We start from the raw sequence: 21,731 nt of genomic DNA, 5'->3' as shown, positions 1-21,731 counted from the left end.
GTTAGTCTCGCCTTGAACTTAGTACTTAATAAAACGAACTGTTTTAAGCTCCTGATCTATGCTCAATTGCAATAGCCAGATACCAGCTTTAAGCTCGTTCAGATCTATACTTACTACACCTTTTTCTGTCTGATCATACGACGATTTCACCAGAGTTCCGGACAGGTCATAAATTCTGTAGCCTACATCGGTCACCCCTTCCCCCAGGTGAACATTTAATACTTCTCCCGCTGGTTGCGGATAGACCGAATATTGATTAAGCCACTCATCCGCTCGACTAAGCGCTTGCTCAATTGTCACAGTCACCGTCCAATCCTGGCTTGTCACCTCATCTTCAGCTGTTACCGTATAAATCACAGGATTGGAAAAATCTTGTGCCACACCATTATTGGGGGATACTCCAGCACCATACGACAAGGTAATAGTAGGTGTCAATGCACTCAAATCTGTTCCCTCGGCCACCTCCACCGAAACTGTGTGAGCAACGGCATCAATTATTGCCACTCCTGTTTGCTCGGAAAACGAGAATGAAACAATATCTGTTTGTGCATTTAAAGCATTGGTAATATTGACGATCCAATCCTGCGCAGTTTCACCATCTTCTGCTGTAACTGTGTAGGTGACGGCAGAACTAAAATCCTGAGCTACACCACTTACAGGCGAAACTGTGGCTCCCTCTGAAAGGGTAATAGTGGGGGTAATGCTCGTGAGTGATGTTTGAGAGGTGACTTTGAGGTCAACAGTGAGTACGTCTTTGTCAATGGTGGTTTCACCTTCCTGATTTGGCACCGTAAAGGATACGATGTCAGTAAGTTTGCTTGGACAATATTCACTAAATGTCAGGCCGACATCAAAAGTATAGTTAGCCTCGGCATACGCGGGATCGGTCGTCTGAGCACAGGTCAGGTTCGGGTTATCCTGTATCTCCAGGGCGTAAACCTTTCCAATATTGATGTCCCTTAGATCATTTCCATACAAATCGATAGAAATTCCACCCCCTTCATCAAAAGGAATATTTGACAAGTCGATGCTTTTGAGCCTGCTATATTCCAAATCAATGTACCACAAATTTGATCCATCATTTGGCATTATCAGCTCTTCAAGTGCCGAATAATTAATTGGATCACCTACCTGCTCTGGCTCTGTTCCATATATGTCCATCCGTTGTAATAAATTGTTATTGGACAAATCAAGAGATACCACATTTGTTTCACCCAATTCGATCGTCTCCAGGTTGGTTAAGGCACTTACATCCAGTGTTGTAAAGTTATTTCCTGCCAGAGACAGCCTTGTAAGACTTGTTTGGCCGGAAAGATCAATGTCATCAAGCTGATTATAATCCAGAAATAGAAGATCCAGTACCGAACTGGTAGGTAGACTAATTTGACTAAAATTATTGTAGCTGGCTCGTACATCGGTTAGCATGGAGTTATTTGAAATATCCAGCTCATTTAAGCCACAAACAGTACATTCAAGAAATGTAAGTTTTGACAGCATTGAAACATCCAATCCTGATAATTCTAAATTGGACAACTGTAACCATTGCAATTGAAGATTTTGGCTTAAATCCACTTCGTTTAATGTCCAGGCTTCTTGAGTATAACTTTGCTTAATTATCAAATCTGTTAAATCAGGCCATGCAGCAAACGGAACAGATGTAACGCTTACCCCGTCCAGGGTCAATTTGGTAATGTTTTCAAAAGCTTCAAGACCAGTTAAGTCGGTGACGGAACTTGTACTCACAAAAACAGCACCTGTTACCGCAAGTGCCTCACTATAGGATATTTCTTCATCTATATTAGTATCGTAATTATAAACGAGAGTACTTTTCAATTCAGTATTAGGAATATATACGATATCAGTTCCATAACAGTATAATGAAAAGCTCATACCCGCATCAATATTGGTCCAGTTTGCTTCAGAGTAAGCAACATCATCCACATTGATACAGGTCAATCCGGTGTTTCCCCTTGCATCAAATAGCGTGAAATTCTCATTATTATGATTCTTGATATTGAGCGTAGTGAGGTTATTGTTACTGATATCCAATCCGGTCGTTGAGGTGAAGTAGATGAGTTCAGGAGCTTCGGCTATGCTCTTCCCTGACAAGTTCAATACACCGGCAAATGCTGCCGCTTCACTATAACGGATATCTCCATCATCATTTGCATCCACCTTAGGGACGTTTGCCAACAAAGCAGCCTCGAAGTTCGCATCCATAAATGCGATAGGTGCATCAGCACAATCATGGTCAAACCCTGGACCAATCACTGTTCCACTAAAGTTAGCCTCCGCATAGGCCACATCATCTACGGTAATACAATCAAGAATCGCATTATTTTGCACTTTCAGACTAAAGTATTGATAATCATTATAGCCATTGCGTACATTGAGCGATGTCAGTAAATTGTTATGATTGATATCTATAGCATATAAGACACCACATTGGCTAAGATCAAGCGATTCCACATTGGTATACTGGCAGGTAAATCCGTTTAAAAGATTCTTTTTACCCACTGTTACTTTGTTAATGTTGGTGCCTGTAGAAACTCCTTTAATACTGATTCCCTTGAGTTTATCGTTAGCGGTAAAATCAATCTCATTAAGCAATCCAGATGTAATGGATGTCAGATAGAAGTTTTCCAGTAGCCCCATCATGGAAAGATCAAGCGATGAGACTTTATTACAAATTTGCAGCTCTGTAAGTAAGGTATTGTGGTTCAGATTAATAGTTTGTGTACTTATCGTTACCGGAAGCTTAAGCACATCCAGTGATACAAAAGCTTCCAATCCATATAGACTATATATTGCCTTAGACGAATAGTCGAGGTTCGTTACGAGTTCGGCCTCACTTACCTGAATTTTACCATCTGCACTTAAATCATAGCCGTCTGCTATTAAGGCATTAAGAAAATTAGTGTCACCCAGGAAGACATCACAATCGGTACTGAAACCAAGACTTACTGGCACATCTGTCCAATTAGTTTCTGAATAGGTTGGGTCATCTACCGTCACGCATGTCAGCTTTGGCAAGGAGCCAAGTATCTTAAATGATGCAATGGCAGCATTATTTCCATTATCAACGCTGAAAACAGTCAGACCACTATTGTATGATACATCAATTGATGTTAGGCTGGTATTATCCTTCAAATCGATATTTCCAAGATTATTGCTTGCCAACTCTATCACTTTCACATTGGAGAAATAGCCAATTTCCTGAACATTTCTTATTCCCTTTTGACTGAGATGTAAGGTATCCGTGACCGCCTCAGCCTCAAAAGTTGTAATGATTCCATCGTCATTTGTATCGATAACCGGAACATGATTCAACAGAGCATTTTCAAAGACAGAATCTGCAAATGATATAGCCCCGGGAACACATATATCAGAAAAGCCCGTAAAACCATCCAAATTATAATTTGTCAGGTTAGGAAAAGGATTGATGGCATCCGGATTGTCTACCGCGATGCACGAGAGTTCCGGATTTCCGTTTAGGTACAATGTCACCATATTATCATTATTTCCATTGGCTAGATTGATCGATTCAAGCTTGCTCGTTGTATTACTTGATAAAAGCAAAGCCCTCAATTGAGAATTCTGAGACAGGTCGAGTTCGACTATAGAAGTATTTCCGGCAGTTAATGTTGTCAATAAAGTATTTTGTGTGACATCGAGACTTGTGTAAAGATTATCATCCACAATCAGGGTTTGCAGATCTGACAATGAACTCACGTCAATACTTGTTAATGCACTGGAACTGGCATCCAAAGATTTAAGATTAGTAAAAACAGTGAAGTCAAAAGTGGCTGTCAAAGGATTGCCACCATAACCGAGCCCTTCCAAATTGCTCAATAAACTCGGATCATAGTTTATTGAAGAAATATTGTTATCCTGAAAATAGAATGTTTTAAGGGCGGCACTATTCGACACATCAATGGCTGATAGATTATTCCCACTCACATCAAGATAACTCAAGGCTGTATTTTTACTTAAATCCAGAGAGGTAAAATTATTGTTTTGAATGGCTACCGTATCCAGTAGCAGATTATTAGTAAGATCGAGGCTCGTAATAGGCAGGTAAAACGCAATCAAATAATGAACCTTGGTGTTGGCCGAAATATCCAATGTAGTTAAGGAACTATTTTGACCAATCCACAATTCTGTGATATTGATAAAGGCTTCGAGTCCGGTGGCGTCGGCAATGTTCTTAGAATTTAAATTGAGCCTGCCGGTTACGGCTTCTGCTTCTGCGACAGATATTTCGGTATCAGAATTTGTATTGACAGTGATATCCGCAAGAAGTGCATCCTTCATGTTCTGATCAGGTATGTAGACATTCTGAGCGTGAAGAAGTGAGACCGCTGCTATAGCGGCAATAGTGATAAATAATTTTTTCATGGCGAGAATTTTTAATTGCTGGAATCAATTTCTCGCATGTAGGCGTTAATCCACCTATCCTACTGGGGTAGTTCTACACCTACCCGGGTGGGTAGTTTTTTTATGTAATTGAAATACAATTAGTTAGAAGAGATTTGAAACACGTACTTCAGGGCTTCCTTTCGATCAGAAACCCCCAGTTTGGCGTAGATATTTTTCAAATGGTACTTAACTGTGTTGACTGAGAGACAAACAGTATCTGCAATCTCCGTGTTTGTCTTGTTACTAAGCGCCAGGTTTAGCACTTCAAACTCTCTATCAGACAGGCTTTCGTTGAGAAACCCATTTATTTGCTCTTTTGCGATTCCTACTTGTTCCGGCTGAAACTCCAAAACCCCTTTTATCCGCACTCTCAGTTCGTTGATCTCTGCCTGTAGTTTATCCGCCTTCAGTCGATTTCTCAAAACGAGCAAGTACGCCACGGTCCCTGTACCCAGCAGAACTAGTAATCCAACGATGAAGAGTGTTTGAATAAAAGTGTCCTTCTTATCGACTTCGGCCTGTGCAATTTCGTTTTCAAGGCGAAGTAATTCATTTTCGTTCTCCGCTTTATCTACCTGATACCTTACGCTCATCTCTTCGACCATGAGTTTTGTCCGCTGCTGATCAATCGAGTCTTCAAGTGCCATGGATTTTTTGAACGCCGTAATCGCCTGTTCATATTTTCCGGTCATTTCAAATACCTGCGCCTGAAGCTCATACGTGCGTTTAAGTTCCGGAAGCAAACCGAGATTTACTGCCAACTCCTTATTGCTTTGAATCAAGATGAGGGCCTTGTCAAATTGACCCGTTGATAGATAGGATTGCACCAGCACTTGATTTACCGCTATCAGCTGGTTTCCAGCATCCATAGCAGCAAAGTATTCCTTGGCTTTCTGACTCCACTCCAATGCCTTGGCATAATCTCCCTTGTTTTGAAAAATCCCTGCCAGATCGATCCATTGGCCCGCCAGATTCAGGCTGTCATTGGCTCTGGTATATTCATCCATTGCCAAAACAGAATATTTGGTAGCACTATCCAGCTGACCCAATTCAGCAAAGGCTTTTGATACAAGAGAATAGCGCACTCCCAATGAATTCATGTTACCGGAACTTTGCTCCAGGAAGTGAATGGACTGCTGAAAATAGTCGATGGCCTTAGCGGGCTGACCCAGCTTCATATGTGCATTGCCCATCATTTTTAAATCAAAACCAATGGCGCTGGTGTCGTTTCTTATCAGGTCAATCTCATAGGCTTTTTGCAACATCTCCATTGAGGCATCAAGCTTTCCCTGGGATAATATCACGGTTCCAATATTATAGTAGCATATGGCTATTTCGGTGGAATCATTAAGCTGAATGGCATATTGCAGCGCCTTTCTAAACCAATTTTCGGCCCGCTTGTCCAGGCCTAGTTCCCGATAACAAAACCCTATGTAGCTATGGGTTTCTTCAAGGAGACTTAGATTTTCAGAGAGATAGATTTCATCGTAGTCCAACGCCCTGAGATAGTATTTGAGCGACTGGGGGATATTTCCCAGATAGTATTGTGCATCCCCAATTTTAGAGCTGACATAATACCAGTGTTCTCTTTCTTTTGAGTCCGCTAGAATAGCCTCACCGAGTTCGGCCGCTTCCTGATAACTGGCATTATTCAACAATCGATCAAATCTTGCAACTGATCCGGATTGAGCCAGGGCGGTAAACATAGAAAGCACTAATGGCAGGACGAGACTGAGCCGTTTAAGTGACATTCTTTCGTATATCCGTTCGTTTGGTAACCTCTAATTTATCGTAAACATTTGTTAGGTAAAACATTACCATAGGGCCAGTGAAAAAATTTAACCCTCACACCTCTTTATTCTCCTGCCCGAAAAGTTTTAATCAACAAAAAAAGCGACCCTAAAAGTCGCTTCCACCTATTTACTTTTACTTATTGTGTCAGAAAATTAATATTTCGGAATAGAAGGATCGATCTCATCAGACCAGGCCAGAATACCTCCCTCAAGATTATAAAGATTGTCATAGCCCTGCTGCTCCATGAAATTAACCGCATTGGCACTTCTCTTTCCACTTCTGCAGTAGACAATTACTTTTTTATCTTTTTCAAACTTCTCGACATTGACAGGAACTGTGGCCAGAGGAATTAGCTCACCTCCAATATTAGCTGCTTCATATTCTCTTGGCTCGCGCACATCTATCAATTGAAAATCTTCCCCACTATCCATCATGGACTTAAGCTCCTTAACCGTTACTGTTTTCATGTTGCTTCTTTCTTAATCTTTAGTTACTCAACAACCCCGGAAGCCAGGAAACAATTCCAGGGAATACTATCAAAGTTATCAAAAATAATATCTGGATCAGTACAAATGGTATTACCCCACGATATAAATGAGAAGTTTTCACTTCAGGAGGCGCCACTCCTTTTAGGTAGAACAAAGCAAACCCAAACGGTGGGGTCAAAAAGGATGTCTGAAGGTTGATTGCCAGCAATATGCCAATCCAGATCAAGTCGATACCCATCGCCATGAAAATGGGGGCTACCACCGGTACAATAATGAAAATGATCTCAATAAAGTCAATGAAGAACCCCGCCACAAAAACCACCAGCATCACCACAAACAAAAACCCGAATGGACCCAGGCTGGAATCCTGAATCAGGCTGAGGAATATTTTATCTCCTTCCAGCCCTCTAAATACAAGTGAAAAAGCCGTCGCTCCGACAAGGATCATGAAAACCATGGAAGTAACATGAGTGGTCTCCCTTGATACCGTCTTAAGCATACTCCAGTTAAGTTTACCATTGAGTGCTGCGAGAATCATGGCTCCAAAAGCTCCTACTCCCGCTGCCTCGGTCGGGGATGCGATTCCGGCGAAAATGGAACCCAGTACAGCCAGAATGAGCAGAAAAGGAAAGACGAATGAGCGTATCATTTCAGATTTGTTCACCTTCATTTCTTCCTGACCATCGACCGATTGAGATTTCTCCGGAAAAAAGTAAGCATACACCAAAGTGTAAATCAGGTAGCAGATCACCAGCCCCAAGCCTGGAATAACTGCCGCAAGGAACAGGTCACCAACTGACACGTTCAGTACACTTCCGAGCAACACCAACACCACCGAGGGCGGAATGATCTGTCCCAACGTACCAGACGAAGCAATCACCCCTGCAGAAAAGGAAGCACTGAACCCTCTCTTCAACATGGTGGGCAAGCTGATCAGTCCCATCGTCACCACCGTAGCACCCACAATGCCCGTAGAAGCGGCCAGCATGGCACCCACCACAATGACGGCAATCGCCAATCCGCCTTTAAACCGCCCAAAGAGGCTTGCCATACTTTCCAACAGCCTTTCAGCAATCCCGGATTTCTCCAGTACCATCCCCATAAAAACAAATAAGGGAACTGCCAGTAGTACAAAGTTTTGCATGGCCCCATAGACCCGAAGCATGAGCAGGTAAAAGAAGTCCACATCAAAAATGAACAACCCCACCAGCACCGAGAGTCCACCAAGGGTAAAAGCCACAGGATATCCGAAAAGTATCGCTCCGAATATGGCCACAAACAGAATCAGCGGAATAATCTCAATACTCATTCTGTCCGGTAATTATAGTTTGTATGGATTTGATTACGATCGAAATGGCTTGCAACGCCAGCAAGCCAAAGCAAACAGGGATAGCGGATTTCACTATGAACCTGGCGGGCAAACCTCCCGGATCAGTACTGGTCTCACCAATTAAATAGGCGTTATAAGCAAACTGAGCTCCCTCGGTAACCCCCACGTAGCACAGCGGCACCAATAAGATCATGGTGCCCAAGAGGTTGACCCACGCTTTTTTCGTTTCCGAAAAGGACTGGTAAAAAACATCCACCCTCACGTGTCGATCCTGCTGCAGCGACCAACCCGCTGCCAAAAGAAACAGCACCGCAAAGACGTGCCATTCCAACTCAAAAGTGGCCGGCGAGGACCAGTTGAATAGGTAGCGCAGAGTGACATCCGCTACGATGAGGATAACCAGAACCAAACTCAGCCAGCTGACTGCCCGGCCGATCAGTTCATTTAACCGGTCAATGATTGTTGTAATTGATCGCATTTCAGGTTAGGTGAATTTCAAAATTAACCGATAATTCAAGATTGCAGAGATATCCAAAATCATTTGCGCTGTCAGAATTGAACTTTTATCCCATCAGTCGCCTTAACTTTGCATTGCAATGAAAAAGGACATCCGTCAAAACACCCTTCCACAACTCACCGAGTACTTCTTATCAAAAGGTGAGAAAGCCTTTCGGGCCAAACAGGTTTATGAATGGCTATGGGAAAAATCTGCCGTGACCTTTGATGAGATGACCAACCTCTCAAAATCGCTGCGTGACAGCCTGCAGGAGGAATTCGAGATTCGCCCGATCCGTGTGGACAATTCCCAACACTCTAACGATGGCACCATCAAATCAGCTTTTCGCCTGTATGATGAAGAGCTGGTAGAAGGCGTATTAATTCCTGCGGATGACCGCATGACGGCCTGCGTTTCTTCGCAGGTAGGTTGCTCGCTGACATGCAAGTTCTGCGCGACCGGCTACATGGACCGCAAGCGTAACCTGGAGGCAGGAGAAATCTACGACCAGGTGGTGGCCATCGATCGGCAAGCCAAAGCAAGCTTCGATCAACCGCTCTCCAACATTGTATACATGGGTATGGGCGAGCCATTGCTCAACTATAAAAATGTACTGGACAGCATAGACAGGATCACCGCACCTGATGGACTGAACATGTCCCCCAAACGCATTACCGTGTCTACAGCCGGCATTGCCAAAATGATCAAAAAACTGGCGGATGATGAGGTGAAGTTTAACCTGGCGCTGTCGCTGCATGCCGCTGACGACAAGAAGCGTGACCAGATCATGCCGATTAATGAAAGTAACACCTTGGAGGCTCTGAAAGAGGCTTTGCAGTACTTCTATAAAAAAACGAAGAACCGCATCACCTTTGAGTACATCTTGTTTTACAACTTCAACGATACCCTGGAAGACGCCGAGAAACTCTGGATGTTTACCAAGCAAATCCCTTCTCGCGTCAATATCATCGAGTATAACCCGATTGCAGAGGCAGACTTTCAAAACACGGAAGAAGACCGACTGGAAAAGTTTGCCAACTTCCTCAGTAAAAACGGTGTGAACGTACATGTGAGAAGAAGCCGTGGTAAAGACATTGATGCCGCTTGCGGCCAGCTGGCTAACAAGACCAAATCTGCTTAGGCCATTTCATAGTATTTCCTCCCCAAGCCCTTCCAATCATACCGGTATGTTGGTTTTGCCAGTTCAAAAGGGTAATATTGTCGTTCACAATTAATATGCACATAATGTTTTAACATCCCTCCCAAGTCAGCTTAAGTAATTTCATACCCTTCCCGTCTCAAACGCAGCCAGTGATACCGCTGTGTTGGTTTCCTCGTTCTTTTAAGTGTTGAGCGTTCCGCGTCACTTAAAATATTATATGACCTTAAGTGTCTCCGACACGGATTTTCCTATTGCCAAGGGTTATTTCCAATAATTACGAGGTCAAAAATCATCTCCGGACCTCAATATTGATAATTATTATCATTCGATTTTAGGAGCCTGTGTCTGAAGACACTGACCTTCATTTTTCCTGTTTAAAGTGAGCTACGCTAACACTTAAAACAACTTAGTTTTGCTGATATGCCCTAACACTCATAAATATTGCCAATGGCTACCTTCAGAACGCTAGAAATCATAGCCTTGTCCTTCCCGGAAGTGAGCATTGAACCTCACTTTGAAAAGATCTCCTTTCGGGTCAGAAAGAAAATTTTCGCTACCTACAACGAAACGAACCATAAGGTCACAGTTAAATTATCAGCAACTGACCAGGAGGCATATTCCTCAAAGAGCTCGAACATTTATCAAGTTGATAAAAAGTGGGGGAAACAAGGTTGGACATTCGTAGACCTAGAGGAAGTCAATGAAGAGTTGTTGAAGGATGTGCTCAAGTCAGCATATTGTGAAGTTGCTCCAAAAAATCTCTCGGAAATTGTCATCCCCGACAATAAAGAATAAAACGAAAATAACGCTCCCTCGCTATTTTAAGTGTTCAGCGATAAGCGTCACTTAAAATGGCATATCATCTTAAGTGTCTCTGACACGGATTTTCCTATTGCCAAAGGTTATTTCCAATAATTACGAGGTCAACAATCATCTCCGGACCTCAATATTGATAATTATTATCATTCGATTTTAGGAGCCTGTGTCTGAAGACACTGACCTTCATTTTTCCTGTTTAAATTGAGCCACGCTAACACTTAAAACACCTTAGCTTAAATCAGCATATTGCGAAGTTGCCCCAAAAAAACCTTATCTAACCAGAATCTTTTTGGACCAGGTCGTACCATTTTCTTGTACAACTAGAATCAATATTCCAGACTGAACCAGAGGAATTGCTACTTGTTGCTCTATGGATTCAACGGTCGAGATCATTCTTCCATGTAGATCATAGACCCATATCGCCCGACTTGCTGAGCCGTTAAATTGGATCTGAATTTCCCCATTTACAATACTAAGCTTTGGATCGAAGGATGGTTGTGTCCCTAGCAGCACGGCCGAGTTCATCGTTTTGGTAAAGGCTATTTCATTGTTTCGGATCAGCGAGACGTTAACCTCATATTCCCCTACTCGACCCAGACTTTCCAGGTTGAGTTCATAAACCGTTGATTCATCCAACGCGGGAATTACGGAAACATTTTCTGTATACACGGTCTCAGCTATGCCCTTCTCTTTAATGATCAAATCGATCCCATAAGCATCCGCTGCGATTGGCTGAAATGCATATGCTTTGAGGGTGTTATCATCCATCTCTGCATAAAATGAGACCTCCTTATTGATAAAGTCTGTACCCGGTATCCCAACAGTGGGTAGATAGGTCTCTGTCCAGCTGGTGGATTGGTTCGCACCTAGAAAGGCATCCTCAAAAAACTCCTGAGATACGCCTGACCATAATTCGATGTAAGGTCGCGCTGCATTATAGAAGTCCGTGGGATCAGCAGATAGTCCCTGTTGATCGCCCCATGTCCAAAATTTCATGCCGGGCGTGGTGGACTGATCACTGGAAATCCTGAACAACCCCTCCTCATTGTCGTGATTAACCACCCCATAGTGGTTTTCCTGTAATGTTGGGTAAGCATAGGCGATTCCCATATCCTGCCAGTTGGATAAGTGTGCGAGCTGATCATACTCACGTACGATATCGAAAGTACCTTGCACTATTGGATCCAGCCGGTTCATCCAGTCTCCGTTATTCCAGCCCACCTGGTACCTATCAATAGGAACGATCATTTCTGAGTTGCTCGGCGTTAAGGTCTTCCCAACTTCTGATCCAGGCGCAAAGGTGATGCATGTCCAATATTCGTAATTGTTGGATGTGGCATCATTCTCTAAAGTCACATCCACATCAAAATAGGGTTTGCCCTTCTCCAGAATCACATTAAAATGGCAGGTGATGCCTGTCTCCCCATTGTTATATTGACCGGGATGTCCGGGGTTGTTAAGGTCATCTGTACGCCACATGGATACTTCAATTTTTTCAGGGGTATTTGTGATCACCTCATAGTTCCATGGGGTATTCCAGTATTTGCCATGTTCAGGCTCAGGAAACGTGGGAAAGATCCCACCGTAGACCATCAACCAGTTGTGGTAAAAGATGCCCGTCTCAATTTGGTAGGGAACCCCTATCGGATTTTGATAGAGCTGCTCATGTCCTGTGGGTTTATAGATAAAGGAGATGATCCTGCCACCAAATTCGGGTATCAGACAAAGCTTCACCAGTTCATTTTCAAGTGTCACTCCATTGAAAGTCCTGTCGACAACCTTATTACGATCATATTGCTGAATGCCATAATATTCATTGAGCGAATAATCGAAATGCCGCCAGCTGATAGATGTATCCCGCAGGACAACTTGCGCCTGAAGAGGCTTAGCAGGAATGATGAGTAACAGGGTAATAAGGGCCATTGTTATTTTACGCATATAGGAATTTAGCCCCCCTATTCATAGAAGGGACAACTCACAGCGCTTCTGATGTAGTATTGAAGTATTAATTCTACAATTAATCGACGATTGCAGGGAAGTTCAGCAATTATTTAGCTGAATTTCACAATAACTCACCCTCTACGGCAATGAAATATTTGGCCTTCTGGAAATGAATTTGGGAAAGAGCCTGACCATGCCTCTCGTTATTTTAAGTGTTGGGCGATGAGCGTCACTTAAAACAACTAACGATATTAACTGGCGGTGCGGATATTTCAAGAATATCTTCATATTTGAATCAAATTGTTCAATTCCTCTATGAAGCCAACCACCTACCTCACCTACACCAACCAAAACGCTAAGATTGCAGTATATGCTGGAATGGCCATTTTGGCCCTATGCACGGTGGTGCCTTTGGCATTGACACCCCCTGAGGAAATAAGCTGGCATTGGGGTTATTTGGTTCCCGGAGGCATAATTGGGTTTTTTATCTACGTCATTGTAGCCTCGTTTCTAAAGTTTTTCATCCGTTTTACTATCTCTCAGGATGGCCTAACCATCCGAAAGCCTCTTTTTCACAAGCGTTTCATCCGATTTGATGAAATCGAGCAGGTGATTCTTTTGGATCAGGATAAGACCTATGACTTTTTCCTGAATGAAGTAAGTACACAATATGGCCTCAGGGACGATTCGGACCTGAGTACTTTGATCTATAAAATCAGGAAGGAGTCCCCGGCTTACATATACCTGACTATCACCCCCCGAGGCAGTAGCAGCGGCTCGGAAAATGCCGAACGACTAAGTTCTCTTCATATCGAAGCGGAGATGTTACTCATCAAGCTAAAAGACGGACAAATGTTTTTCCTGTCACCTGAAAAGATTCAGGTGTTTTATGATCAGCTGGTGAAGGGTATCAACTAATGAGGATAGACATTATAAGCTGTCCCTCATACACATTGGTCATATGACAAACGCCTCTACTGACCTCTTCGATATCAAATTTCCTTTCTTACCTTTAAGCTGACAGAGGACATACGAGAAGCAATGTCGAAAAAAGTAGAAGTCAATATTGAAATTGATACCACTCCTGAACGGGTGATCGAAGCCTTCATGGACGCACAAATGCTGAAGGAATGGTGGGAAGTGGAGAAATGTCTGATTCAAAAAAAGGTTGGCGGTATCTATACACTTGCCTGGAATATAACAGAGTCCGGTATGGCATTTGTCTCCACTGGGATTATCAAGAACTACGATCCCGCTGGCGAATTAACAATTACCGATTTTGTTTATCTCAATCCCGATAAACCCTTTTTGGGGCCAATGTCTCTCTGGGTGAAGGCGATTCCAAATGACTCTTCCTCCGATGTTTATTTATGCCAGGATGGCTATCAGGAAGGTGATGACTGGGATTGGTACTATCAGGCAGTCAAAGAAGCCTGGCCAAAGGTGATGGTCAGCTTCAAAGAATATCTTGAGGGCATCTCCCCCTGACAAAGCCTATGAACGACCTTAATACGCTAATCATTGGGGCGAGCGCTGCTGGTCTCTCCTGTGCAGCCCAACTTGGGAAGATAGGGGTTGATTATCTTATCATCGAAAAGCATCCTCACGTTGCCAATGCCTGGAGGCACCACTATGACCGGTTACACCTCCACACAAATAAAAGTGCCTCCAACCTACCCTTCCTTAAGTATTCAAGTGACATACCAAAGTACCCTTCCAGGCAACAGGTAGTCGAATACATGGAAAAGTACTGCCTTGACTTAGGTATCAACCCCAGTTATGAAACAGAAGCAAATAACATTTATCAGCGGGATGGGCAGTGGATCACCGAAACAAACAACGGCACCTTTCGGTCACAAAATCTGATCATCTGCACTGGAAACACGAACCGGCCCAGGCAATACACCAAGAAAGGTTTGGAGACTTTTCCAGGGGAAGTCCTGCATAGCACCGAGTATAAAAATGGAAAGCCTTTTCAAGGCAAAAAGGTATTGGTCATCGGGTTTGGTAATTCTGCCTGTGAAATTGCCATTTGCCTTCATGAGCATGGTGCCAGGCCCGCACTCTCCGTTCGCTCACCTGTGAATGTGGTCCCAAGGGATATATTGGGTATTCCTGTATTGCAAATCGGCATTTGGCAATCCAGATTCCGACCCGGGTGGGTAGACAAACTCAATCATCTTATACTTCGACTCATCGTTGGAGACTTTGAAAAATACGGTCTGAAAAAACTTCCTTATGGTCCCTTTGAGCAAATAACGGAGCATCATCGGATTCCTTTGCTGGATGTTGGCACCATGGATCTGATCCGAAAAGGCGCTATAAGGGTCTTTGGTGATGTTGACCAAATCCACAACGATTTGATACGATTCAAGGACGAACGCGAAGAGCAGTTTGATGCTATCATTACAGCTGTAGGCTATGAAAACGGGTTAGATAAACTGCTAAAGCTGGATGAGGAACGCAAGGAAGACCTCAAAAACAAGCTTTCCGATAGGACATACTTTGGAAAAGACAATCTCTACTTCTGCGGTTTCCACGTATCATCTACAGGAATGCTGAGAGAAGTTGCTCTTGAATCGAAAATCATTGCCGATGCCTTGAAGCCGGGTTGACTTTTCTCAAAACGACCATTTCAAACCATTTGTGAGCGAATACACAAACCCATTGATGGGTATGATCGGATGGTCCTCATATTGAGCAGCGAAAGTGGTATTAAACGCCAAAACATCGGTCAGCTTGATATTGAGTACCGCGTTTCCGCTAATGCGGTTTCGGAAAAGGTCAGCGTCTTTATCATAACCAACCTGGTAGTAGGCAATCAGATTGAGGTCCACGCTTTGGTTAATCGCCTGCTTGTAGCTGATATAATTGGTCATTTTAAATAGGTTCTTTTCTATAATAGGGGACCCCTCTGTCAGCATTTTCCAGTTTTCCCTTTCATACATGGCCCCTACCCCAAGGTACAGTTTGGTCTTCCTGTTTTTCAGTCTAATCCTGACATTTCCTCCTTCCAGCATTCGGAACGGCATCTTTCGTCCATCATCATATTGCACCTGCGTAAAGACCTCATAAGAGACTTTTCGCTTACGCAGAAAATTGACCCGAAAATGGGCATATCCCGTACTGAATAAAGGACCGCCAGTGGTTTTAAAATAATTCAGTTGATTGATGAGAATGAAGGCATGTTCTTTACCCACATAGACCAAATCTCCACCCGCAATCAGCCCCACATAAGTGATACTTTGCTCGGCCGTGGCACTTTTATTATTGAGGTTAAAGTCCAGATTCACGCTGCCCATCAGGTACCCTGCTGAATCAGCAGTGAGGTCCCCCTTGTCTACCTTAAGGATTTGAGAGTACCCCTCGGTAACGATAAAAAGTGATATGAAAAATATATAGTGTCTAATAATAAGTGTCTTTTATAGATCAACGAAGCTTCAGAATATTAGTATGTCCATCTGATCTTAATTTAGTCGCTCCCGGAATTGCGCTCCGGCGCTTTGATTTTGCTATTTGAAAACAGTATAATTAAGCTGGTAAACAACGAGGTAGCATCCTGTTTTAAAAAAATCGATGACTCCAGACCATTTTGCAATGCACAATAGAGACAACAGAACAATTGGCAAGGTCATTATTGGAGATGGGAGGCCATTGCTCATCTTCACAGGCCTGATCCTTATACTCTCTGGCTTGCTAGTGATCGCGCAATCATTAAGTGGCCATTTTCTTCCTCATGACACTGAGTTTATTGGTCTCTCTGCTTCGGAGCTTTGGAAGTATAATGAGGGAAGGATCAACCTTTTCATGTTTCACGACCGCGTAGCTTTCGGAGGATCCATTATTGCGGTCGGAGCATTATATATGTGGCTCACCGAATTTCCACTTAGAAATGGAGAGCCCTGGGCCTGGTTCTTACTCTTAATATCAGGCATTGTTGGGTTTGGTAGTTTTTTGACCTACCTGGGATATGGCTACCTCGACTCATGGCATGGATTGTCGACGCTATTATTGCTCCCATTTTTCATTTTAGGGATGGTCAGGTCCTATACCCTTCTCGATAATAAGAGCTTTAAGGACTTGCTCGGACAATCAGAAAAGATCAACTTGAAAACCCGGTATGGACTTGGAAAAGCATTATTGCTCTTCACCTCACTTGGACTGGTGGCGGGAGGCCTTACGATCATGACTGTAGGTATGACCACCGTTTTTGTTCCCCAGGATCTAGCCTTCATGAAAATTACCGTTTGCGGACTAGATGAAGTAAACGAGAACCTGATTCCATTAATCGCACATGATCGGGCTTCCTTCGGTGGTGGTGTTGCGACTATCGGCCTGCTCTTCTTTTTCAGTATTAGGCGTGCGAAAGCTACCATTAACCTTAGACAAATTGTGTTCATAGCTATGACTGCTGGATTTGGTTGTGCTGTAGGTGTTCATTTTGTTGTAGGGTATACTGATCTGATACATTTGTTGCCCGCCTACGCAGGAATGGTCATATGCTACTTAGGACTGATTTTGTGGCGGAAAAACGACTCTAACGGTCAATAATCATGCATTCTCCTAATTGACTGGCTATGTTCGCTTAATCGAATAAATACATTCATAACCTCCAGGCAATCACTCCCGACCACAGGAAAATCATCCACCGCCTCCTGTCAATGACAGACGACCATCCGGCAATCATTCACCACCATCAGTCAATCGTTCCCGACCTAGAGCCAATCATTTCCGACCGGAATTAGAAAGACTTCAAAAATGCTTTCACGGAGCCATTCATGTTTTTTGTGGCCAAATAGCTGTAAATTTCTAATAGCCTCAACATCCCCATAAATGACTTAGCCATGAAACTTTCTATCCTACCCCTGTTACTTCTTTTGGCCCTTTCATGCTCACAGAAACCTCAAAACTTTACCGACCTCAATGGTGATGGCACCATGCAGCCTTACGAAAATCAGGACTTGAGCACCGATAAACGCGTCAATGATATTCTGACACGGCTCACGGTTGATGACAAAATCAATCTAGTTGTTGGAATAGGGTTCAACTTCCCCGGCCGTTTCGAAACCTCCCAACCTATAAGAGTGGCAGGTGCTGTTGGTGGCACGTACACCTTTGATTCTCTGGGCATCCGGGGGCTACTCACCACGGATGGTCCTGCAGGAGTCCGCATTATGCCGATCGAAGGAACGGAAACCTATTATTGTACAGCATTCCCCATAGCCACATTGATTTCTTCTACCTGGGATACCGATCTGGCCTATCAAATGGGTGTAGCTATGGGCAACGAAGTGAAAGAATACGGCATGGACATACTGCTAGCGCCAGCTCTCAATATTCACCGTGACCCTCGGGCAGGCAGGAACTACGAATACTATTCAGAAGACCCATTATTATCCGGGAAAATAACGGCTTCTTTGGTCAATGGAGTTCAGTCTCTCGGTGTTGGTACCTCTGTTAAACATTTTGTAGCTAACAATCAGGAGACAAATAGAAACCTGCTGAATACTGTCGTGAGTGAACGAGCATTAAGAGAAATTTATTTGAAAGGATTTGAAATAGCCATCAAAGAGTCCAGCCCCTGGACAGTTATGAGTGCTTATAACATGGTCAATGGTACACCTACTTCTGAAGACTACGATTTACTCACCGGCATTCTCAGAAATGAATGGGGTTATGAAGGCTTCGTGATGACCGACTGGTTTGCCGGGACAGATGCAGTGAGCCAGTTGAAAGCCGGAAATGACCTGCTCATGCCGGGAACATCTGAACAGCGAAAAGCTCTTAAAGATGGCTTCAACGACGGAACACTTACCGAATCAGACCTGGACCTCAATGCAGGACGCATCCTGAAAATATTGCTCAACTCCCCTTCATTTAATGGTTATGCATACAGCAACAAACCCAACCTGGATGCCAATGCACAATTATCAAGGAAGGTCGCAGTTGAAGGAACAGTATTGTTGAAAAATGATGAAGTCCTTCCGGTTGAATCCAATGAGCTAAAAGTTGGGGCCTTTGGTATTGGTTCCTATGATTTTATTACCGGAGGGACAGGCAGTGGTGATGTCGTAGAGGCCTACAGCATTTCACTGGTTCAGGGCCTCAGAAACGCCGGCATTACCATTGATGAAAAACTCGAGGTAGCTTACGAAGCCTATTTGAAAGATGAAAAAGCTAAAAGTCCCCCACGCGCCAATATTTTCATGCCGCTCCCGGTCATTCCTGAACGACCATTAACCAATGAGGAAGTTGAAAGCATTGCCAATAATTCTGATCTGGCATTGATTACCTTAAGTCGAAGTTCTGGAGAATTTGAAGATAGAAAACTGGAAGGAGACTTCTACCTCACTGTAACTGAACAGGATATGATTGAAAAAATATCAAAGTCCTATCATGCACAAGGTAAAAAAGTAGTCATGATACTCAATATCGGTAATGTGATCGAAATGCAGTCCTGGAGAGACAAAGTCGATGCCATCGTACTACCATGGCAGGGAGGCCAGGAAGCTGGAAATGCAGTAGTGGATGTACTGACCGGAAAGGTTAATCCCTCCGGCAAACTACCCACCTCCTTTCCGATCAAATATGAGCATGTGCCTAGCTCCAAAAACTTTCCGGGAGAGGAATTGGGTGATCCTATAAACATTCGCGGAATATTTACAGCAGCTCCTGCTCAAGTCATTTATGAAGAAGGTATTTATGTAGGCTACAGATACTATTCCACCTTCGATCAACAAGTGGCCTATCCGTTCGGTTACGGATTATCCTATACCTCATTTGAATTTGACGCTGCGACCATCAGCAATAATGCAGGAAAGATTGAAATTAAGGTCAATGTACGTAACAGTGGCAACCGGGCTGGAAAAGAAGTGGTACAGGTCTATATTACCTCACCGGATACCGTGCTGGATCAACCAGCCCTGGAGCTTAGGGCTTTTGGTAAAACCCCGTTACTTGATCCCCAACAGGAAATGGAGATGACCTTTACCATAGCGCCTAAAGATTACGCCTCATGGAATACAGATCGGGCCTCCTGGGTTGTGTCAGCTGGCGAATATGAGGTAAAAATTGGCTCCTCGTCCGAAGACATTAGAACCACAGCAAACTTTGTGATAGCTGATGAAATCGTAGTTGAAACACTCAGTAATGCGGTCAAGCCAAAAATGGCAATTAATGATTTGTCCTCCTCAAGCATAAGCCGTTGATTGATTTAATTCCTAAACACTCTGTCAATTCCTCAAACCGCTTTATTGGTTTTGCTTACCGAAAGTGGTATTATTAATTAGGTTGAAAAATATTTACGCATCATCTTTCTCACTTATGCTTCATGATCAAAAGGCTCAAAGCCTTCAAATACGGTCCAAATACTTCTTCACAATCATACTCAGTATTATTACTTCATGGATGGCAGTTGCTCAGGACTTCAGCTATGCAAAGGAGGTTGTGAAGACCCTGGCATCAGATGAGTTTTATGGTCGTGGCTATGTTTCTTCCGGTGACAAAATCGCGGCGGAGTACATAAGTACTGAATTTGATGAAATTGGACTTAAGTGTTTCAAAAAGGACTACCAACAGAAATTTACAACTTCGGTCAATACCTTCCCGGCTACGATGTCACTTTCAATAAACGGGCTGCAGCTAAAAGCTGGGGCCGATTATTTGATTGACGCAGGGTCACCGGGCCTTCAGGGAAGTTTCACGACGGTAACCATTGGTGCGGATGACCTCCTGGATCGTCCGACCCTGATCGAAAAATTAAGAAGTGCTCAGGATCAATTTATTGTCATACCTGCCTACGATCAGGCTGACTACTCAAAGGACGAACAAAAGGAACTCACGGAGGTCATCAACTTCATCAAATATCATCCCGACAGTCCGGCAGCGGGCACTATCACTCTGACCAAGGATAAATTGACCTGGGGTGGGTCTACCATTGAATACAGTAAGCCGTCTTTCACGGTTTCGACGAAAAGCATCTCCGGGAAAGTCCTTCAGGTCTCAGTGGAGGTCGAAAACAAGTTCTTTCCTAAATACAAAACTCAAAATGTTATAGGATATCTCGAAGGTGAAAGCCAGGATTCTCTGGTAGTGCTGATTGCGCATTATGATCACCTTGGTATGATGGGGTCAGATGCCATTTTTCCTGGGGCTAATGACAATGCCAGCGGGATTGCCCTATTGCTAAACATGGCCAAATATTACAAGGCTAATAAACCGAAATATAACACGGTCTTTATCGCATTCGGAGGTGAAGAGCTTGGTTTGCTCGGTGCTCAACATTTCGTAAAGAACCCACTGTTTGAACTTGCCAAAATCAAGTTCCTCATCAATTTTGATATTTCAGGAACCGGTGATGATGGCATTCAAGTGGTCAATGGGTCTGTTTACAAGGAGCAATTCGATCGTCTGGTACAAATCAATGAAGAGCAAGATCTCCTGGCCGCAGTGAAAATCAGAGGTGAGGCCTGCAACAGTGATCACTGTATCTTTCACATCAAAAAGGTACCATGCTTTTTTATTTATACCCTGGGCGGAATACAAGCCTACCACGACATCTACGACCGGTCAGAAACCCTCCCACTCACAGAATTTGAAGACTACTTCAGACTCATGACAAGGTTTATTGACGGCATCAATTAAGCCGTTAAAAACAGACTACTACCCTACATGGATTAGGTTAAGCCTTTTCAGTTATTTTCAATAACTTTCTGTAAACCATATAATTACAACATGAAAAACCTAATCTACACCCTAATCACTGGTATGATCATCGTATCCTGCCAAGCGCCGGTAGACAATTCTGCCCAATTGAAATATGAACAAAATGCTCAGACCATACTGGACTACCTGGCCAGTTATCAGAACGAATCGGTTGACCACGCAAAATTTTATGCCGATAGTGCAGTCATTCGTGCCACCTACTTCGGAGCCAAAAAAGACTCTATCAGTCTCTCTGAGTTAATAAAGTATGATCAAAAATCCTTCGATGGATATGATTGGAAGTTGGTCAATGGCCCTATAGTGCTACCCGGCGTCGATGGACAAACCAAGCTCCCCAACGGCTCCGTTCGCTATTATGGAGATTGGAAGGTGACCAAACCGGGCACAGATTCCACCGAAGCAAAATCCGGAGTCGTAAAAGGATATGAGTCCTTCGACTTCAATGAAGAAGGAAAAATTGTTTATCAGCAGTTTTACGGTGACGCCGGCTCCCTGTTCAGATACCTGAATGATACAACAATCTCACTTTAGAATATAACTGAGGTCTCAAAGGAAGGC

The 21,731-nt window shown here is 43.5% G+C and carries 16 protein-coding genes; 9 read left to right on the top strand and 7 right to left on the bottom strand.

The window, feature by feature from the left end; all coding sequences use genetic code 11:
* Window positions 1–18: 18 nt before the first annotated feature.
* The 5 genes from NXR94_RS03810 to NXR94_RS03790 form a co-directional block, all read right to left on the bottom strand.
* On the bottom strand, window positions 19–4,398 hold the full coding sequence (locus tag NXR94_RS03810; protein ID WP_258103248.1) for a DUF5018 domain-containing protein: 4,380 nt from the start codon (window positions 4,396–4,398) through the stop codon (window positions 19–21).
* 119 nt (window positions 4,399–4,517) lie between these two features.
* On the bottom strand, window positions 4,518–6,170 hold the full coding sequence (locus NXR94_RS03805) for a tetratricopeptide repeat protein (protein ID WP_258103247.1): 1,653 nt from the start codon (window positions 6,168–6,170) through the stop codon (window positions 4,518–4,520).
* Window positions 6,171–6,365: 195 nt separating this feature from the next.
* Entirely contained in the window at window positions 6,366–6,680 is a 315-nt protein-coding gene (locus tag NXR94_RS03800) for a rhodanese-like domain-containing protein (protein ID WP_258103246.1), read from the bottom strand.
* Between the two features lie 19 nt (window positions 6,681–6,699).
* The gene (locus NXR94_RS03795; RefSeq protein WP_258103245.1) at window positions 6,700–8,010 is read right to left on the bottom strand and encodes a TRAP transporter large permease subunit; all 1,311 of its coding nucleotides are present in this window, start codon (window positions 8,008–8,010) and stop codon (window positions 6,700–6,702) included.
* Window positions 8,000–8,509: a TRAP transporter small permease subunit gene (locus NXR94_RS03790; RefSeq protein ID WP_258103244.1), complete on the bottom strand. Its 510-nt coding sequence runs from the start codon at window positions 8,507–8,509 to the stop codon at window positions 8,000–8,002. Before NXR94_RS03790 ends, NXR94_RS03795 begins: the two co-directional genes overlap by 11 nt.
* Window positions 8,510–8,627: 118 nt before the next feature.
* On the opposite strand from NXR94_RS03790, the gene rlmN reads away from it, so the two are divergent.
* Entirely contained in the window at window positions 8,628–9,668 is a 1,041-nt protein-coding gene (gene rlmN, locus NXR94_RS03785) for a 23S rRNA (adenine(2503)-C(2))-methyltransferase RlmN (protein WP_258103243.1), read from the top strand.
* Window positions 9,669–10,136: 468 nt separating this feature from the next.
* Window positions 10,137–10,484 carry an MmcQ/YjbR family DNA-binding protein gene (locus tag NXR94_RS03780; RefSeq protein WP_258103242.1) on the top strand — a complete coding sequence of 116 codons (348 nt, stop codon included), beginning with the start codon at window positions 10,137–10,139 and terminating at the stop codon, window positions 10,482–10,484.
* A gap of 294 nt (window positions 10,485–10,778) precedes the next feature.
* Here NXR94_RS03780 and NXR94_RS03775 read toward each other — a convergent pair whose 3' ends face one another.
* On the bottom strand, window positions 10,779–12,446 hold the full coding sequence (locus NXR94_RS03775) for a DUF5107 domain-containing protein (RefSeq protein WP_258103241.1): 1,668 nt from the start codon (window positions 12,444–12,446) through the stop codon (window positions 10,779–10,781).
* 318 nt (window positions 12,447–12,764) lie between these two features.
* Between NXR94_RS03775 and NXR94_RS03770 the strand changes: the two genes are divergently transcribed.
* The 3 genes from NXR94_RS03770 to NXR94_RS03760 all read left to right on the top strand — a co-directional run bounded on the left by NXR94_RS03770 (window position 12,765) and on the right by NXR94_RS03760 (window position 15,064).
* Complete coding sequence (locus tag NXR94_RS03770) at window positions 12,765–13,367, top strand: hypothetical protein (RefSeq protein ID WP_258103240.1); 603 nt, start codon at window positions 12,765–12,767, stop codon at window positions 13,365–13,367.
* Between the two features lie 123 nt (window positions 13,368–13,490).
* A complete protein-coding gene (locus NXR94_RS03765) occupies window positions 13,491–13,937 on the top strand; it encodes an SRPBCC domain-containing protein (RefSeq protein ID WP_258103239.1) in 447 nt (148 codons plus the stop codon).
* Window positions 13,938–13,945: 8 nt separating this feature from the next.
* Window positions 13,946–15,064 carry an NAD(P)/FAD-dependent oxidoreductase gene (locus NXR94_RS03760; RefSeq protein ID WP_258103238.1) on the top strand — a complete coding sequence of 373 codons (1,119 nt, stop codon included), beginning with the start codon at window positions 13,946–13,948 and terminating at the stop codon, window positions 15,062–15,064.
* Between the two features lie 6 nt (window positions 15,065–15,070).
* On the opposite strand, the gene NXR94_RS03755 is transcribed toward NXR94_RS03760, so the two are convergent.
* Window positions 15,071–15,751, bottom strand: a complete 681-nt coding sequence (locus tag NXR94_RS03755) for a DUF481 domain-containing protein (protein ID WP_258103237.1) — start codon at window positions 15,749–15,751, stop codon at window positions 15,071–15,073.
* Between the two features lie 295 nt (window positions 15,752–16,046).
* Here NXR94_RS03755 and NXR94_RS03750 point away from each other — a divergent pair, with 295 nt between their 5' ends.
* The 4 genes from NXR94_RS03750 to NXR94_RS03735 all read left to right on the top strand — a co-directional run bounded on the left by NXR94_RS03750 (window position 16,047) and on the right by NXR94_RS03735 (window position 21,704).
* Window positions 16,047–17,000, top strand: a complete 954-nt coding sequence (locus tag NXR94_RS03750; protein WP_258103236.1) for a hypothetical protein — start codon at window positions 16,047–16,049, stop codon at window positions 16,998–17,000.
* Window positions 17,001–17,293: 293 nt separating this feature from the next.
* Window positions 17,294–19,657, top strand: a complete 2,364-nt coding sequence (locus NXR94_RS03745) for a beta-glucosidase (RefSeq protein WP_258103235.1) — start codon at window positions 17,294–17,296, stop codon at window positions 19,655–19,657.
* 82 nt (window positions 19,658–19,739) lie between these two features.
* The gene (locus tag NXR94_RS03740; protein ID WP_258103234.1) at window positions 19,740–21,092 is read left to right on the top strand and encodes a M28 family metallopeptidase; all 1,353 of its coding nucleotides are present in this window, start codon (window positions 19,740–19,742) and stop codon (window positions 21,090–21,092) included.
* 90 nt (window positions 21,093–21,182) lie between these two features.
* Window positions 21,183–21,704, top strand: a complete 522-nt coding sequence (locus tag NXR94_RS03735) for a hypothetical protein (protein ID WP_258103233.1) — start codon at window positions 21,183–21,185, stop codon at window positions 21,702–21,704.
* The last annotated feature ends 27 nt before the right edge of the window (window positions 21,705–21,731 follow it).

The organism is Marinoscillum sp. MHG1-6 (genome assembly GCF_024714475.1).
Lineage (GTDB): Bacteria > Bacteroidota > Bacteroidia > Cytophagales > Cyclobacteriaceae > JAMZMI01.
This window is presented reverse-complemented; position numbering and strand designations above follow the sequence as displayed.